The sequence below is a fragment of the Polaribacter sp. Q13 genome (assembly GCF_016858305.2).
Classification (GTDB): Bacteria; Bacteroidota; Bacteroidia; order Flavobacteriales; family Flavobacteriaceae; genus Polaribacter.
The window spans coordinates 4,351,399-4,367,350 of record NZ_CP074436.1 but is presented as its reverse complement, the minus strand read 5'-3'; the positions used below and the strand labels follow the sequence as shown (position 1 = coordinate 4,367,350).

15 protein-coding genes are annotated in these 15,952 nt (G+C 28.8%); 10 read left to right on the top strand and 5 right to left on the bottom strand.

Annotated elements, in window-relative coordinates; translation table 11 throughout:
- Positions 1-85: 85 nt before the first annotated feature.
- Positions 86-934 carry a DUF2911 domain-containing protein gene (locus tag JOP69_RS18350; RefSeq protein ID WP_203394709.1) on the top strand — a complete coding sequence of 283 codons (849 nt, stop codon included), beginning with the start codon at positions 86-88 and terminating at the stop codon, positions 932-934.
- A 64-nt stretch (positions 935-998) separates the two neighbouring features.
- On the opposite strand, the gene JOP69_RS18345 is transcribed toward JOP69_RS18350, so the two are convergent.
- Entirely contained in the window at positions 999-1,403 is a 405-nt protein-coding gene (locus JOP69_RS18345; protein ID WP_203394710.1) for a DUF2721 domain-containing protein, read from the bottom strand.
- Between the two features lie 120 nt (positions 1,404-1,523).
- On the opposite strand from JOP69_RS18345, the gene trmD reads away from it, so the two are divergent.
- The 8 genes from trmD to JOP69_RS18305 all read left to right on the top strand — a co-directional run bounded on the left by trmD (position 1,524) and on the right by JOP69_RS18305 (position 11,616).
- Positions 1,524-2,198, top strand: a complete 675-nt coding sequence (gene trmD, locus JOP69_RS18340) for a tRNA (guanosine(37)-N1)-methyltransferase TrmD (RefSeq protein WP_203394711.1) — start codon at positions 1,524-1,526, stop codon at positions 2,196-2,198.
- A gap of 158 nt (positions 2,199-2,356) precedes the next feature.
- Positions 2,357-2,707 (top strand): 50S ribosomal protein L19, encoded by a 351-nt coding sequence (gene rplS / locus JOP69_RS18335; protein WP_203394740.1) that lies wholly within the window; start codon positions 2,357-2,359, stop codon positions 2,705-2,707.
- 728 nt (positions 2,708-3,435) lie between these two features.
- On the top strand, positions 3,436-5,661 hold the full coding sequence (locus JOP69_RS18330; protein WP_203394712.1) for an NADP-dependent isocitrate dehydrogenase: 2,226 nt from the start codon (positions 3,436-3,438) through the stop codon (positions 5,659-5,661).
- Positions 5,662-6,044: 383 nt separating this feature from the next.
- A complete protein-coding gene (locus JOP69_RS18325) occupies positions 6,045-8,426 on the top strand; it encodes a TonB-dependent receptor (RefSeq protein ID WP_203394713.1) in 2,382 nt (793 codons plus the stop codon).
- A 37-nt stretch (positions 8,427-8,463) separates the two neighbouring features.
- A complete protein-coding gene (locus JOP69_RS18320; RefSeq protein WP_203394714.1) occupies positions 8,464-9,294 on the top strand; it encodes a DUF4249 family protein in 831 nt (276 codons plus the stop codon).
- A 269-nt stretch (positions 9,295-9,563) separates the two neighbouring features.
- Complete coding sequence (gene murQ, locus JOP69_RS18315; protein ID WP_203394715.1) at positions 9,564-10,376, top strand: N-acetylmuramic acid 6-phosphate etherase; 813 nt, start codon at positions 9,564-9,566, stop codon at positions 10,374-10,376.
- Positions 10,373-10,615 carry a DUF6095 family protein gene (locus JOP69_RS18310; protein WP_203394716.1) on the top strand — a complete coding sequence of 81 codons (243 nt, stop codon included), beginning with the start codon at positions 10,373-10,375 and terminating at the stop codon, positions 10,613-10,615. Before murQ ends, JOP69_RS18310 begins: the two co-directional genes overlap by 4 nt.
- Positions 10,615-11,616, top strand: a complete 1,002-nt coding sequence (locus JOP69_RS18305) for a DUF6695 family protein (protein ID WP_203394717.1) — start codon at positions 10,615-10,617, stop codon at positions 11,614-11,616. Before JOP69_RS18310 ends, JOP69_RS18305 begins: the two co-directional genes overlap by 1 nt.
- Before the next feature lie 4 nt (positions 11,617-11,620).
- Here JOP69_RS18305 and JOP69_RS18300 read toward each other — a convergent pair whose 3' ends face one another.
- Entirely contained in the window at positions 11,621-12,112 is a 492-nt protein-coding gene (locus JOP69_RS18300) for a DinB family protein (RefSeq protein ID WP_203394718.1), read from the bottom strand.
- A 238-nt stretch (positions 12,113-12,350) separates the two neighbouring features.
- Here JOP69_RS18300 and JOP69_RS18295 point away from each other — a divergent pair, with 238 nt between their 5' ends.
- Positions 12,351-13,259: a hypothetical protein gene (locus tag JOP69_RS18295; RefSeq protein ID WP_203394719.1), complete on the top strand. Its 909-nt coding sequence runs from the start codon at positions 12,351-12,353 to the stop codon at positions 13,257-13,259.
- A 204-nt stretch (positions 13,260-13,463) separates the two neighbouring features.
- Here JOP69_RS18295 and JOP69_RS18290 read toward each other — a convergent pair whose 3' ends face one another.
- The 3 genes from JOP69_RS18290 to JOP69_RS18280 are packed head-to-tail and all read right to left on the bottom strand — an operon-like array spanning position 13,464 to position 15,935.
- Entirely contained in the window at positions 13,464-14,132 is a 669-nt protein-coding gene (locus JOP69_RS18290) for a response regulator (protein WP_203394720.1), read from the bottom strand.
- Between the two features lie 2 nt (positions 14,133-14,134).
- The gene (locus JOP69_RS18285) at positions 14,135-15,214 is read right to left on the bottom strand and encodes a sensor histidine kinase (protein ID WP_203394721.1); all 1,080 of its coding nucleotides are present in this window, start codon (positions 15,212-15,214) and stop codon (positions 14,135-14,137) included.
- Complete coding sequence (locus JOP69_RS18280) at positions 15,171-15,935, bottom strand: hypothetical protein (RefSeq protein ID WP_203394722.1); 765 nt, start codon at positions 15,933-15,935, stop codon at positions 15,171-15,173. The genes JOP69_RS18285 and JOP69_RS18280 overlap by 44 nt, the downstream gene beginning before the upstream one ends.
- Positions 15,936-15,952: the final 17 nt, after the last annotated feature.

Here is a 15,952-nt window from a genome sequence, read left to right as displayed (position 1 = left end):
CGTTTATTTTAAGGTTTTGTTAACGTTTACAGTATTTTGAAATTGTAATTTTGAAAATCAATTAAAACCTAAATAACCTATAATTATGAATAAAATTATACTATCATTATTTGTAGCCATTTTTACTTTTACCGTAAATGCACAAATAAAAACACCAGCACCTAGTCCTTCTCAAAAAATAGAACAAAAAGTAGGATTGACAGATGTAACTTTAGAATACTCTAGACCTGGAATAAAAGGGAGAACTATTTTTGGAGATTTAGTTCCTTTTAATGAAGTATGGAGAACTGGCGCAAATGAAAACACTAAAATTACTTTTTCTACAGATGTAACCGTTAATGGTAAAGATTTAAAGAAAGGAACGTATGCACTATACACAAAACCAGGAAAGGATTCTTGGAACGTATATTTTTATGCGGATACAACCAATTGGGGGAATCCTGCAAAATGGGATGATGCTAAAGTAGCTGCACAAGCAAAAGCGACTCCACAAACAATGCCTATGAAAATAGAAACTTTTACGATGACATTTGATAACATTACAAATAGTTCTGCTGTTTTAGGTATTTTATGGGAAAACACATATGTAGGTTTAAAGTTTGAAACACCAACAGAATCTTTAGTTTCTAAACAAATTACCGCTGTTATGAACGGGCCTTCTGCAAACGATTATTATGCATCTGCATCTTATTATTTAGAAGCTGATAAAGATATTAAAAAAGCACAAACGTGGATTGACAAAGCTATTGAAATGACTGCTGATGCACCAAAATTCTATTTTTTACGCAAACAAGCATTAATTCATGCAAAAGCAGGAGATAAAAAAGGAGCAATTAAAGCGGCTAAAGAATCTTTAAAATACTCAGAAAAAGCGGGAAATGCTGGTTATGTAAAAATGAACAAAGCATCTTTAATAGAATGGGGAGCGATGTAAATTGATTTCCTATTTTAATAAATTTTAAAAATCTCAAGTTATCACTTGAGATTTTTTTTATGGTCTATTTTTCTAAATGCTCCTCAATATCTTCAATATGATGTTGCAATGCTCGTATGGAAATCTGTAATTCCTTTATCAATAATCCAAGAGAAATCATTAATAAAATTAATGCAAAACCAAATACCCAAGCTGCCAATATCTTTAAATGTACATAAATTAAAAACATGGTTACCACACAAAATAACAAACTAGAAATCCCGAAAATTTGCATCCACCTGGTTAAGTTTAAACGCAATTTTAAATTTTTAATTTGTCTTAGTAAAGAATGATCTTGCTTTTCTAAATAAATATCATGTAAATTTCTAATCACTGCTGCATACGCCAAAAAACGGTTCGTATATGCCAACATAATTAAAGATATTGCAGAAAATAAAAGTGCTGGTGTTGTTAATGTTAATTCTTCCATATAAAGATCAAATTTAAGAAATAATCAACATCCAGTAAAAGAATAAAATTTTAATTTTTATCATTTAGATAACTAAAAATCTAGTATTTCTAAACCCAACAAAAATAGTACATTTGCCACATGCGAATAGATATTATCTCAGTTGCCCCAAATTTATTAGAAAGTCCGTTTAATCATTCAATCATTAAACGTGCAAAAGAAAAAGGTTTGGCAGAAATTATTATTCACGATTTACGTGAATACGGTTTAGGAAATTACAAACAAATAGACGACACTCAATTTGGTGGTGGCGCTGGTATGGTAATGATGATAGAACCGATTGCTAATTGTATTAAGAAATTGCAATTAGAAAGAACGTATGATGAAGTTATTTATATGACTCCAGATGCAAAAACGTTAAATCAAAGAACAGCAAACACACTTTCTTTAAAAGAGAATATCCTTATTTTAACAGGACATTATAAAGGTGTAGATCAAAGAATTCGTGATAAATACATTACTAAAGAAATTTCTATTGGAGATTATGTTTTAACTGGCGGAGAATTAGCTGCTGCAGTTTTAGTAGACGCAGTTGTACGTTTAATTCCAGGGGTTATTGGAGACGAACAATCTGCACTTACAGACTCTTTTCAAGACAATTTGTTATCGCCACCAGTATATACAAGACCTTCAGAATTTGAAGGGATGAAAGTTCCTGATGTATTATTGTCTGGTAATTTCCCTAAAATAGATGATTGGAGAAGCGACCAAGCTTATGAAAGAACTGAAAAAATAAGACCAGACTTATTAAAGTAGTTGTAATATATAAGAAAAAGCACTTTTTAAAAACAATAAAAAATAATGGTTATTAGTTTTATCAACAAAAAATAATGACTACTTTTGCAACCGCTAAATTAACCTCTGACGAAAAAATCGTGAATGTTGCTTTACAAAATCAATTAAATTATAATATTATGGAAGCTTTAGTAAAGTTTGTACAAGACGAATTTGTAACTAGAAAAGAATTTGCAGAATTTGCAGCAGGAGATACAATCACTGTTTATTACGAAATTAAAGAGGGAGATAAAGTACGTACTCAGTTTTTTAGAGGTGTAGTTATTCAAAGAAAAGGAGTTGCAGCTTCAGAAACATTTACAATCAGAAAAATGTCTGGTACTGTAGGTGTAGAAAGAATTTTCCCTGTAAACTTACCTTCTATTCAAAAAATTGAAGTAAACAAAAGAGGTAAAGTACGTAGAGCTCGTATTTTCTACTTTAGAGGTCTTACTGGTAAGAAAGCTAGAATTACTGAAAAAAGAAGATAATTTCTTTTACATAAAAGTATTAAAAAGCGTTGTGAGAAATCACAACGCTTTTTTTAGTTCACAAATGTTTATAACTACGGTTAATAAAATGTTAATAATCAAAATGTTAAAAACCAAATAGAACTGTAGATTATTTGTATATTTATATCAGAATTTACAAAGTAATTGAAAATTGTATGTAAATACATAAAGCAACGTTCTTTATATACTATTGTTATCAGAAAAAAATAAACAAGAATTTCTTCTTATTTGAAAAAATAACATAGAAAATCAAAGCAAGATTTACGCATTGTGTAAATAGTAACTAAATCGAGGCAAGTTTAATTTTTAATGATTACAATCGAAACATTCATAAAAATTTTAAAAATAGCAGCATGCTTTCTTAAAATTAAGGATGTTTCAAAACTGAAATAGTAATAAGTAATTTCTTTCTAAAAAAAGAAATATAAAAGGAAACTTTTATTTAACCTTGTAGCAATACAAACAGTACAAAAATACTATTTCGAAAAAGCCATATCACTGCAAGAAATTGTATGATATGGCTTTTATTTTGTTTTAAACTCACATTCTTAACAATAACGTAACTTTATTATTAAATACTCATAAAAATGATATAATTAATGGTAATTAATCAACAAAAGTGTCGTTATTAATTCATAAATTTGTTCCACTTTTTTACGAAAAGCATTTCGTTAAAAAACAAATAACTTATAAAAAAATATCTCAAAATGAGTAAAATAGCTAAAATTATATACACAAAAACTGATGAAGCTCCGGCTTTAGCAACACGTTCTTTCTTACCTATAGTAAAAGCTTTTACAAAATCTTCTAACATAGAAATTGAAGTAAAAGATATCTCTTTATCTTCAAGGATACTTGCTAATTTCTCAGAATATTTAACTCCAGAACAAAAAGTAGAAGATGCTTTGGCTTTTTTGAGTGATTTTGTTAATAAGCCAGAAGCTAACATTATTAAATTACCTAATATTAGTGCTTCTGTTCCTCAGTTAAAAGAAGCAGTCTTAGAATTACAAGAAAAAGGATATGCACTTCCAAATTATCCGGATGAAATAAAAACAGATGAAGACAAAGCTGTATTAGCACTTTATAATAAAGTAAAAGGTTCTGCTGTAAACCCAGTTTTACGTGAAGGTAATTCTGACAGAAGAGCACCAAAAGCAATAAAGAATTATGCGCGTAAAAACCCACACTCTATGGGTGCTTGGTCTGCAGATTCTAAAACACATGTTGCAACAATGACAGAAGGAGATTTTAACAATAATGAAAAATCTGTAACTGTAAAAAATGCAACATCAATAAGTATTGTTCATATAGCAGAAAATGGAACTAAAACCGTTTTAAAAGAAAAATTAGATCTACTAGACGGAGAAATTATAGATGCTACTATAATGAGTAAAAAAGCATTAATTGCTTTCTTAGAAGAACAATATGAAGATTCTTTAGATAAAAATGTGTTGTTTTCTTTACACATGAAAGCAACGATGATGAAAGTGAGTGATCCAATAATTTTTGGTCATGCTGTTCGTGTATATTTTGCAGATTTATTTAAGAAACACGGAAAAACTTTTAAGAAAATTGGTGTAGATGTAAACAATGGTTTAGGAAACCTACTTTCTAAACTAAGCGAATTACCAAAAGAAAAACGTGATGAAATTAGACAAGAAATAAGATATGCTATAGATCATGGTCCTGAATTAGCTATGGTAAATTCTGAAAAAGGAATTACTAATTTACATGTACCGTCTGATGTTATTATAGATGCTTCTATGCCTGCTATGATTAGAACTTCTGGACGCATGTGGAATGCAGATGGAAAATTACAAGACACCAAAGCTATTATACCTGATAGTGCTTATGCAGGTATTTATTCTGCAACTATCAATTTCTGTAAAAAACATGGTGCTTTAGATCCTACAACTATGGGAACTGTTCCTAATGTTGGTTTAATGGCTCAAAAAGCAGAAGAATATGGTTCTCATGATAAAACTTTTGAAATAGCAGCTGACGGAAAAGTAGTTGTTATAGACGCTTCTGGAAAAACACTTTTACAACATACTGTTGAAGAAGGAGATATCTGGAGAATGTGCCAAGCGAAAGATTTACCAATTCAAGATTGGATTAAATTGGCAGTTACAAGAGCGAGAGTTTCTAGTACTCCTGCCGTATTTTGGTTAGATAAAGATAGAGCTCATGATGCTGAAATTATTAAAAAAGTAAAAAAATATTTACCAGAACATGATACTTCTGGATTGGATATTAGAATTTTATCTCCAATAAAAGCAACTGAATTCACTTTAGAAAGAATTGTAAAAGGAGAAGATACTATCTCTGTTTCTGGAAACGTTTTACGTGATTATTTAACAGATTTATTTCCAATATTAGAAGTTGGTACTTCTGCTAAAATGTTATCTATTGTTCCTTTAATGAGTGGTGGTGGATTGTTTGAAACTGGTGCTGGTGGTTCTGCTCCAAAACATGTTCAACAATTTTTAGAAGAAGATCACTTACGTTGGGATTCTTTAGGTGAGTTTTTAGCACTAGCCGTTTCTTTAGAGCACTTAGGTACTTCTAATGATAACTCTAAAGCCTTAATTTTAGCTGAAACGTTAGATGAAGCTACAGATAAATTCTTAGAAAATGATAAATCTCCTTCAAGAAAAGTTGGTGAATTAGATAACAGAGGAAGTCATTTCTACTTAGCAACCTACTGGGCAGAAGGATTGGCTGCACAAGATAAAGATGCAGAATTAAAAGCTGCTTTTTCTAAAGTTGCAACTGAATTAAAAAATAACGAAGCTAAAATTGTAGCTGAATTAAATGAAATTCAAGGAAATGCTGTAGATATGGGAGGTTATTATTTACCAAACGAAAATTTAGCTGATGCTGCAATGAGACCAAATTCTACTTTAAATATTATTTTAAACGCTATTTAGATTTCTAAATACAAATATTTTAAACAAAAGCCGATGTATAAACATCGGCTTTTGTTGTTTATAAATCTTATATAAAATCATTAGTGTCCTATAAAAAATATAAGACCTCTTCGCTTTTAGAATCAAGAACCAAGACTTTACTCTAACCACCTGAAAAACCAATCTAACTTAAACTAAAATTAGTCTACCTTTTCTCAATAAAATTATTTCAAAAAAGCAAGGGTATCATTTATAAAATACGTGAAGCCCCTTATTTTAAAAGGGATTAATAATCTAAAAAAAAATAATCGGACACTAAAACTATAAAATATTTATTTTTTTACATTATATTAAAAATTAGTATTGTATTTTTGTTTATTATTTATTTTAAATCATTAAACAAAATGTTTTATTTGAAAAAACTACTTTTCGTAACACTATTATTATTAAGCATTACTGCTTTTTCTCAAGAAAGATATACAATTAGTGGTACTGTTTATGACGATAGTAATAATGAAACTTTAATTGGAGTTTCCATATACTTTCCTGAATTAAACTCTGGAACCACAACCAATCAATATGGGTTCTTTTCTATAACCCTACCAAAAGAAATATACAAAATACAGGTAAGTTATATTGGTTTTAGTACTATAATGGAAACGATCAACCTAAAAGAAAAAACATCTAAAAACTTCTACTTAAAAGAAGAATCTGAAAATTTAGATGAAATTATTATAGAAGGTAATGTAGAAAACTTGAATGTGAGAACACCTCAAATGAGTGTTAACAGACTTACATCTGCAACTATAAAACAAATACCCGTTGTATTGGGAGAAGCAGATATTATTAAATCTTTAATCTTATTACCTGGAGTTACAAGTGCGGGAGAAGGCGCTTCTGGTTTTAATGTAAGAGGTGGTGCTGCAGATCAGAATTTAATTTTATTAGACGAAGCAATTGTTTTTAATTCGTCTCATTTATTTGGATTTTTCTCTGTTTTTAATCCAGATGTAATCAAAGATGTTAAACTATATAAAGGAGGAATTCCTGCAAAATATGGCGGAAGATTATCGTCTGTTTTAGATATTTATCAAAAAGAAGGAAACAGTAAAGAGTTTAAAGCAACCGGAGGAATTGGTTTGGTTTCATCTAGATTATTAATTGAAGGTCCTATAAAAAAAGAAAAAGTATCTTTCTTAGTTGGCGGAAGATCTTCTTACGCTCATTTATTCTTACCGCTTTTTGATAATGATAACACCGCTTATTTTTATGATTTAAACACAAAGGTAAACTACCGAATAAACGACAGAAATAGTATTTTCTTTTCTGGTTATTTTGGAAAGGATATTTTTGGAATTAGTGATAGCTTTGTAAATGAATATGGAAATAAAGTAGGAAACCTGCGTTGGAATCATCTTTTTTCTGATAAATTATTCTCTAACTTATCTTTAATTTATTCTGATTATTTCTATGGATTAACGCTAGATTTTATTGGTTTTGAGTGGGATTCTGGTATTACAAATTACAATCTGAAATACGATTTTAATCATTACATTAATAATAAATTTAAATTGAGTTATGGAATAAACAATATCTATACAAAATTTAATCCAGGAGAGATTTTGCCAAATAGAGAAGATTCTGGAATTGTTCCTAAAAAATTAATTGACAAATACTCCAATGAATTTGCTGCCTATATAGATGCTGAACACAAAATTAGCGACAAATTAAGATTGCAATACGGAATTCGTTTTAGCAACTTTACAAGATTAGGACAAGATGAATTAAATGTATACGCCAATGATGAAGCTGTAATTTATAATGAAGAATTTAAAAAATATGAATCTGCAGAGGCAATAGATACAGAATCTTTTAATAGAAGTAATGTTATTAGAAGTTTTAACAACTTTGAGCCTAGAATTTCTATGTCTTACATTTTAGATAATCATACGTCTATAAAAGCAAGTTACAATAGAATGGCACAGTATTTGCATTTATTATCTAACACCTCATCTCCTACTCCATTAGATGTTTGGACGCCAAGTGGAAAATATATAAAACCTCAACTTTTAGATCAATATGCCGTTGGGTATTTTAAATCCTTAAAAAATGGTGATTATTCCATAGAAACAGAAGTATTTTATAAAGACATTCAAAATAGAATAGATTACATAAATGGGGCCAATTTAATTGCTAATAATGAAATTGAAACCGTAATTTTAAACGGAAAAGCAAGAGCTTATGGCTTAGAATTCTTACTTAAAAAGAACGCCGGAAAGTTTAAAGGTTGGTTTGCTTATACATTATCTAAGTCAGAACAATTAACACAAGGAAGAACGGCCACCGAACCCGGAATTAACAGTGGAGAATGGTATAATACTCCGTATGATAAAACACATGATTTCTCTATAAATGCAAGTTACGAGTTGAATGAGAAATGGAAATTCAATACTAATTTTGTTTTTCAAACAGGACAACCTACAAATTACCCTGTAGGTCAATATGAAATACAAAGTTTAAATGTACCAATTTATGATGATAATAGAAGAAATGCAGATAGATTACCTGCTTATCATCGATTAGATGTTTCTGCAACCTTAACTCCTGAAAAGAATAAAAACAGAAGGTGGCAAGGAGAATGGGTTTTTGGAATTTATAATTTATATGGCCGTCAAAATGCAGCATCTATAAACTTTACACAGAATGATGAAACCTACAGAAACGAAGCGATACAAACTTCTATTTTTGGTTTAGTGCCTTCTGTAACCTATAATTTTAAATTCTAACGAGGGGTTTAAACTCCTTGAAAATAAAATATATAAAATGAAAAAACAATTTATACTTCCTTTTTTATTTATATTACTTTTTTCTAATTGTGAAAAAGTAATAGAGGTTGATGTTCCTTCTATTGAACCAAAATTAGTAATTGATGCTAGTTTTGAAGTATTCTTTGATGAAAACCCGGTAACAGCAAATACCACTGTAAAACTAAGTTTATCTGCAGATTATTTTGAAGATGAAATTCCCCCTGTTACAAATGCAACCGTTACTTTAACTAACTTATCTGATAATACTATAATTCCTTTTGTAGACACAAATGCTGATGGGAATTTTAAACCTATAAATCCTTTTATTCCTGCGGATGATATAACGTATGAATTGACTGTTATTTATGAAAACGAAACTTATAAAGGAAAAGCTACAAAAATAAAATCTACCGTTATTAATACTATTACACAAGGAGATGATACCCTTTTTTCTGATGACGAAATAGAGTTGAAAATTTTATTTTCGGACAATATAGAAGAAGATAATTACTATCTTTTTAATATTGATACCTATAATTTTGTTAATATTGAAGACACCTATTTTAATGGATCTAAATATAATTTTTCTTATTTTTATGAAGACGAAAATATTGAATTACCTAAAGAAATAGAGGTCAAATTATCTGGAATATCTAAAGAATATAACACCTATTTTTCCATTTTATTAAATCAAAGTGGAGAAAGTGGTGGTGGTCCGTTTCAATCTGCTCCAACCTCTTTGTTAGGAAACATAATTAACACCACAAACGAAACTAATTTTCCTTTAGGCTATTTTCATATTTCTGAAACAGATACTTTTACTATAAATTTAATAGATAAAGAATAGTTATTAAAAAATTAAGGGATTTAACCCCCTTGTTAAAATATCACAAAGTCCGTTTGCGTTAGGGATTGAAACCTTTCGACTTCGCTCAAGACAAGCTCTATCCTTTTTTTTTATTATTTAGATTTCTGTATTTCCTATAAATAATACCTAGAAATTGATTAGGGAAATGTTAAAATAAATGTAACCCAAAAAAAAGATATAGAGGAAAGCCGGTTAAAACGCCCAAAAAATAATTAAAAATATAGCTAAGAATTCAGTATTTTTGGCCAATGACATTTATTAAAACAACCGAGCAAGATTCTAAGTACAATCATCTAGAAAAGATGTCTGTAACAGAACTTTTAAGCAACATAAATAACGAAGACAAAACGGTACCTTTAGCTGTAGAAAAAGCATTGTCACAAATTGAAGCTTTAACCGTACAAATTGTAAATAAATTACAAAACGGCGGGAGACTTTTTTATTTAGGAGCAGGTACTTCTGGTAGATTAGGTGTTGTAGATGCCTCTGAATGTCCACCTACTTTTGGTGTTTCTCCTCAATTAGTTGTTGGTATTATAGCCGGCGGAGATATTGCTATTAGAAACGCAGTTGAGTTTGCCGAAGATTCTACGAACCAAGGTTGGTTAGATTTACAAGCACACAACATTACTAATAAAGATGCTGTTGTTGGTATTGCGGCTTCGGGTACAACGCCTTATGTAATTTCTGCTTTAGAAGAATGTAATAAAAACAATATTATAACGGGTTGTATTGCTTGTAATAAAAATAGTCCTTTAGGGCAAGTTGCACAGTTTCCTATAGAAGTTATTGTGGGACCAGAGTTTGTTACTGGAAGTTCTAGAATGAAAGCCGGAACTGCACAAAAATTAGTTCTAAACATGTTGTCTACCGTTACCATGATTCAATTAGGAAAAATTAAAGGGAATAAAATGGTAGACATGCAGCTTTCTAACAATAAACTGGTAGAAAGAGGCCAAATAATGTTAGCTAAAGAATTAAATATCGACCAAAAGAAAGCAAGTGAGTTGTTAATTAAATTTGGTAATGTTAGAAACGCTATTAAAAATTATAAAAAATGAGTACTAACTATGACTTATTAGGAAAAGGTTTAAAGTATTTAAGTATTTTACTTTTCCTTTTTATAGCTTCTCCCATAACACTTACTATGGGGTTTAAAGCTTTAAAAAAGTTTGATAATACACCTAAAGAATATCTTGCTTATCTTATTTTATTGGCAGCAGCTATCTTAGTTGTTTTTACTATTTACTTTGCTTTTAAAACGTTTAATATTCTACTTAAAGCCATTTTTAATAATTAATGAGCAATCAAAAGACTGACGGAATTATAATAATTCTCTCTTATCCTGATACGGTTGTGAGACCTGCTTATTGGGAGCCTTCAAGTAAAATTTGGCCTCTAATTGGTATTGGAGGCAAACATGCTGTACAGGCTGGACATGCAGCCTTATTATTGATTAAAAAAGAAGAACCTGAAATCAGTTATTTCGATTTTGGTAGATATATTACCACTTATAGTAACGGACGGGTTAGATGTAAAAAAACAGATCCGGAACTTGAAGTTTCTATAAATGCTAAATTTAAAAATGGAACCTTAACCAACTTAAAAGATATTTTACTTTGGATAGAAAAGCATCCAGAAAAAACGCATGGTGACGGCAGATTAGTAGCTAGTGTTCATAATGAAATTGACTTTAGCAAAGCGCATCAATTTATTCATCAATTAATTGATGAAAAAGAAATTCCTTATGGTGCTTTTATAAAAAAAGGAACCAATTGTGCCAGATTTGTAACGGATGCTATTATTACTTCTTCTTCAAATAAAAAAATTGGTAAACAACTAAAAAAGTCGAATCTATTAACACCGAGTCCTATTGGAAATGTTATTAAAGGAAATACAAACAACATAATTTATACCATTTATAAACAAGAAATTAAGGTTTATAAAAATAGATCCATTCTAAAAGAATACAAAGCTTCTTTTTTTAAGAAATTTAATAATGAACCTAATTTAATTGGCACAGAACACCCGAATATAAAAGTTTTTGAATTAAAAAAAGGAACTTGGCTAGGTGGAATTGGAAGTGGTGCATGGTTTAAAATTGAACAACAAGTAAATCTTGAAATATATAAAATAGCCAGATATACAGCCGAAGGAAAGAAAGATTTTGAGGCTTTATTTTCTATAAACAAAACCTGTTTTAACCCATCAATTGCTCATAATTTTATGCATCCTACCAATTGTAAAGAGGTTTTTATTCAACAAAAAGATAAAAAGTACTATTTTAAAAAAAATATTTAACTCTTTATGCATGTACCTTTTTAGGTGTTGTAGGGTTGTAACCAAAATCTGTGTTTGGCAACTCAATTCCTAATTGGTAAACGATATAACCAATACTTGCAAAATGATGAGTTGTATGGCTTTGTGCCTGCATTAACATTGCTGCAATTGTATAATTAGCAGTTACTTTGCCCAAGCCCATATCATCAGAAACCTTAATTACAGTATTATAATCTTCTTCTGATATTTTTTTAAGTTGATGAATTACAGTTTCAAAATATTCGATTCCTAAACTGGTTTCTTTTTCTGCACATCCATTTCGTTCTCTCACAGACAAATCTATAAACTTAGCATCTAACCCTTTTATTAGACAAGAAAAAACATCTAAAATATGACGCATATGGCAACCAATACTAGCATTATAGGGAGCCACAGAGTTGTTTGAATATTGTTCGTCTGAAATATTTTTTAATAATTGAATCCCTTTTTGTAAATTTTGCTCAATCGCTTTAATCATAAATTACTTGTTAAGTGTTTTAAGTCGTTAAAATAACACCAAATTTACGCGTTCTAAAATATTATTACTAAAATAATCATAAACCCCTATATATCAACTTTATAAAATTAATTATTCACCAAATTACAAATAATTATAATAGTACTATAATTTTATGGCACGTTGTTTGAATATATTATAATCAAATACGGATGCTGAAAAGTATATTAGAGTAAGCAAAACCCTAAAACCATACATTATGAAAAAAGGTGTACTTATATTAATAGGAATGTTCTTAATTGTTACAACTATTAAAGCGGAAAACAACAAAGAAATACCTAACACAATTGGGTTTAATTACTCATATAACAATTCTGTAAATTTTGAAGAACGAGGTGTTGAATTCTTCATCTTTACCAATGGTGAATTTGATTTTAATACACACTATAATTCTTATGAAAACCAAAGGGGTATACAAATAACTAGAGATTACAGAGGAAGAATTGAAAGAATTGGAAACTCTTTTATAAACTATGATAGCTATGGAAATGTAACCAGAATAGGAAACGTTTTTATGAGGTATTATAGAGGAAAACTAACCGATGTTGGTAATTTAAAAGTGAAATATGACCATTGGGGAACCCCTAGGTTTTACGGAAACGTAAAGGATAATTACTATAATGGTGTAAGATTTAACTTGAGTATTGGAGACATATTTGATTACAACAATTCTTATTTTTATCACAGAGATTTTTCTAGAAATTATTCTAGAATAAGAGAAGACAATCACTACTTTTATTACAGAGCAAATACAAATGCTAAAATTGGTAACAGAAGTCAAATTTTAAGACGAAGAAAACCAGCTTCATCAATATCAAATAAAAGGCCAAATACCATTACTAGAAGAAGTAATACTACTTATAGAAAACCTAGTACAATAGACGCAAGAAGAAGTACTAATACTACCACCAGAAGACCCTCTACTGTAAATACGAAAAAAAGTATAGACAGAAGAAGTAGTACAAGTACCTCTAAAAGACCTACTAACGTAACTAGAGGAAATACAGCATCCGAAAAACGAAATAGCACCAGCACTAGTAGAAAACCTACTACCGTTAAAAGAAGCACAAAAAACACGGAAAGAACCGCTAGTAGTAGAAGAAATTAAATCTGGTATTTACGCGTAAATTACATTCCGAATATTTTTATAAAATTGTAATTTAATTATTTAAATATCAACATATTGAATAAGAAAAAGCTGTAATTAAAACCTCATTTCCAAACAGAAATGAGGTTTTTTATTGTATTTATATTTTTAGATTGAATAGCATTATTTAACAAAAAACGTTGTAAAAACTTAAGCCCTTTTGGTCTAAATAAGCCCAAGGTCTTTGGCAATAGCTACTAAATGCGCTGGGTTATTAGCATTAAAATGTTCTTTTAAAAGCTTTAACCTTTTTTCAATAGCACTAATGCTAGAGGGTTTAATTCCTTTTTCTTTTAATTTTTTACTGATAGCTTCTTGAAGCAAACCTTTAGATAAAAAATCTATTAAAAAAATATCAACATCAGTAATTTCAATGGTTTTTTTAGGGTGAATAGTTGTATTTAATTCGGGAGAAATATAAAATTGATCTGAGCTAGAAACGAAGTCTATCGCTTTTTTTAATTCTTTTAATCCATTACGATTCTTCCAAATATAGGCTTGAATTTTTAAATTCTTATATAAATTCTGAATTCGATATGATTTGTCTTCCACAGAAAAAACAATGATTTTTAATTTAGGAAATTCTTGTCTTATTTTTTCTATAAGTTCATCGCCCGATTTTAATTCTTGAGGAGTTCCATCATTCTCAAAAGATAAATCAGAAATAATTAATTGGTAAGGAGTACCCATTAAAAAAGCATTTTTAATTTTTAAAAAAGCTTCATCGCAATAAGAGATATAATCTACCTCTTTTATGTTAAGCCCTTCTAACGCCATTTTAATTCCGCTATTAATAACATCAAAATCTTCTACAACTAAAACTTTTTTAAACATTCTTAATTTTTAAAATGAATATTTACTTTTAAACCTTTGTTAGGCTTATTTTCAAAGTTAATGATTCCATTAATAGATTTTATACGGGTTTCCATATTTTTAAGTCCATTTTTAAAAATAATTACATCTTCTTTAAATCCTACTCCATTATCTGCATAGCTAATTTCTACATTATGGTTTGTTTTCTTGCAAGCCAAAACTACTAAACTTGCTTTGCTATGCTTTTTCATGTTTACAAAAAGCTCATTAAAAACTCGATACATAACAATCTGTTTGCCTTTCTTTAAATTATTTAAATCTAAACAAGACAAGTCTTTTAATATAATTTTACAACTATCAGAATTATAACTTGCTACTAGATTTCTAAAATATTTTTCAAAATTAGCCCCCGTTTCAATAGAGTCATTTTCATGAGAAATTGCCCGAGTTTGAAGATATATTTTATCTAAATCATTTATAATTTCTTCGGAATTAATTTCAGGATTTTGAACTTTTGTAAGTGTATTATAAATATCGTTCCCTAATTCATCATGTAATTTTTTTGCGATCCTTATTTCTGTATTATAACTTTCTTGTAAAATTCGTTTTTTATGTTGTTCTTTTCTTCTGTAAATTAAAAACAATAAACCAGAAGTTAAAAATACTCCAGAAATTAAAATGTTTTTTTTCTGACTTTCTTCTTTTTCTGCAACTAACTTATTTTCTATGGCAAGTGTTTTAAATTTCAGTTTTTCCTTTTCCTCTTCTTCATAATTGTATTTAATTTTAGCAAATTTATATTTTTTTTGGGTTTCTACTTCTTTTAAACTATCTCTTAACCGAATACTTTCTTTATAGTACTTAATAGATTTTTGAGGAGTTTGAAGTGTTGTAATTATATCTATAGCTTCTATTTGATCTTGTGGGTTTTTTTCTGTTTTAGACATTTTGTACATCTTATTCGCATAAAATAATGACTTAACTTTATTCTTTTCAAAATAGAATTCCGACAAATGACTGTAACTTGCTATCAATCCATAACTATCTTTTTCTTTATTTCTAATGGATTCTGCTAATAAAAAATCTTTTAAAACAGTATCCATTAGAATTATATAACCATTTAGAATATGCTAAATTATCAATAACTTTGGCTTTGGTTTTTTGATTTGTTATGGAGTCTTTTAATAAATTTTCTAGCATTAAAATTGACTTAGAATAGTCCTTTAGTTCTTTATATACAATAGAAATATTATTTTTTATTGATATTTCAAATCGATGAGAAGTATTATAAAATAAAGCTTTTTTATAATTATATATTGCCTCTGTAAATAGTTTTTGTTTTTTAGAATTTATGGCCAAACAATTATATATAGAAGTCATTAATAATTTGCTCGTACCATTTAGATATTTTAAACCTTTAATACCACTTATATCACTATTTGTATAATCTCCAAAATCAGATTCCAATATCGCTTTGTTTAATAAAGCTTTTGCTAAGCCAATACTATCTTTTTCTAATAAATAAAATTTTATAGCATTATTATAGCTATAATAAGAGCTATCTTTTAAATTACTTCTGCCATAATACAGCCCTAACCTATAATGTGATGTAGCTATTTGAGTGTTATTATTATTTAATTTTGCTAAATGAAGCAATTTTTTAACAAGTAAAACTGCTTTTTTATTTTCCTTTAACCTTCCTAACTCACTTGCTTTTTTAGATAAGCTATCATACGTACTATTATTAGATTTTTCTTGAAAACAAAACAAGTTATTATTTAAAAAAAAGATAAAAAATAAGAGGAATAAAATTTTTAATTTCATTCCTCTAAAATAATACT

What these genes read in the sequence shown, in the direction of transcription:
- JOP69_RS18350 (WP_203394709.1), top strand. Translation starts at nt 86, where the DNA reads ATGAATAAAATTATACTATCATTATTTGTAGCCATTTTTACTTTTACC.
- JOP69_RS18345 (WP_203394710.1), bottom strand. Translation starts at nt 1,403, where the DNA reads ATGGAAGAATTAACATTAACAACACCAGCACTTTTATTTTCTGCAATA.
- trmD (WP_203394711.1), top strand. Translation starts at nt 1,524, where the DNA reads ATGCGAATAGATATTATCTCAGTTGCCCCAAATTTATTAGAAAGTCCG.
- rplS (WP_203394740.1), top strand. Translation starts at nt 2,357, where the DNA reads ATGGAAGCTTTAGTAAAGTTTGTACAAGACGAATTTGTAACTAGAAAA.
- JOP69_RS18330 (WP_203394712.1), top strand. Translation starts at nt 3,436, where the DNA reads ATGAGTAAAATAGCTAAAATTATATACACAAAAACTGATGAAGCTCCG.
- JOP69_RS18325 (WP_203394713.1), top strand. Translation starts at nt 6,045, where the DNA reads ATGTTTTATTTGAAAAAACTACTTTTCGTAACACTATTATTATTAAGC.
- JOP69_RS18320 (WP_203394714.1), top strand. Translation starts at nt 8,464, where the DNA reads ATGAAAAAACAATTTATACTTCCTTTTTTATTTATATTACTTTTTTCT.
- murQ (WP_203394715.1), top strand. Translation starts at nt 9,564, where the DNA reads ATGACATTTATTAAAACAACCGAGCAAGATTCTAAGTACAATCATCTA.
- JOP69_RS18310 (WP_203394716.1), top strand. Translation starts at nt 10,373, where the DNA reads ATGAGTACTAACTATGACTTATTAGGAAAAGGTTTAAAGTATTTAAGT.
- JOP69_RS18305 (WP_203394717.1), top strand. Translation starts at nt 10,615, where the DNA reads ATGAGCAATCAAAAGACTGACGGAATTATAATAATTCTCTCTTATCCT.
- JOP69_RS18300 (WP_203394718.1), bottom strand. Translation starts at nt 12,112, where the DNA reads ATGATTAAAGCGATTGAGCAAAATTTACAAAAAGGGATTCAATTATTA.
- JOP69_RS18295 (WP_203394719.1), top strand. Translation starts at nt 12,351, where the DNA reads ATGAAAAAAGGTGTACTTATATTAATAGGAATGTTCTTAATTGTTACA.
- JOP69_RS18290 (WP_203394720.1), bottom strand. Translation starts at nt 14,132, where the DNA reads ATGTTTAAAAAAGTTTTAGTTGTAGAAGATTTTGATGTTATTAATAGC.
- JOP69_RS18285 (WP_203394721.1), bottom strand. Translation starts at nt 15,214, where the DNA reads ATGGATACTGTTTTAAAAGATTTTTTATTAGCAGAATCCATTAGAAAT.
- JOP69_RS18280 (WP_203394722.1), bottom strand. Translation starts at nt 15,935, where the DNA reads ATGAAATTAAAAATTTTATTCCTCTTATTTTTTATCTTTTTTTTAAAT.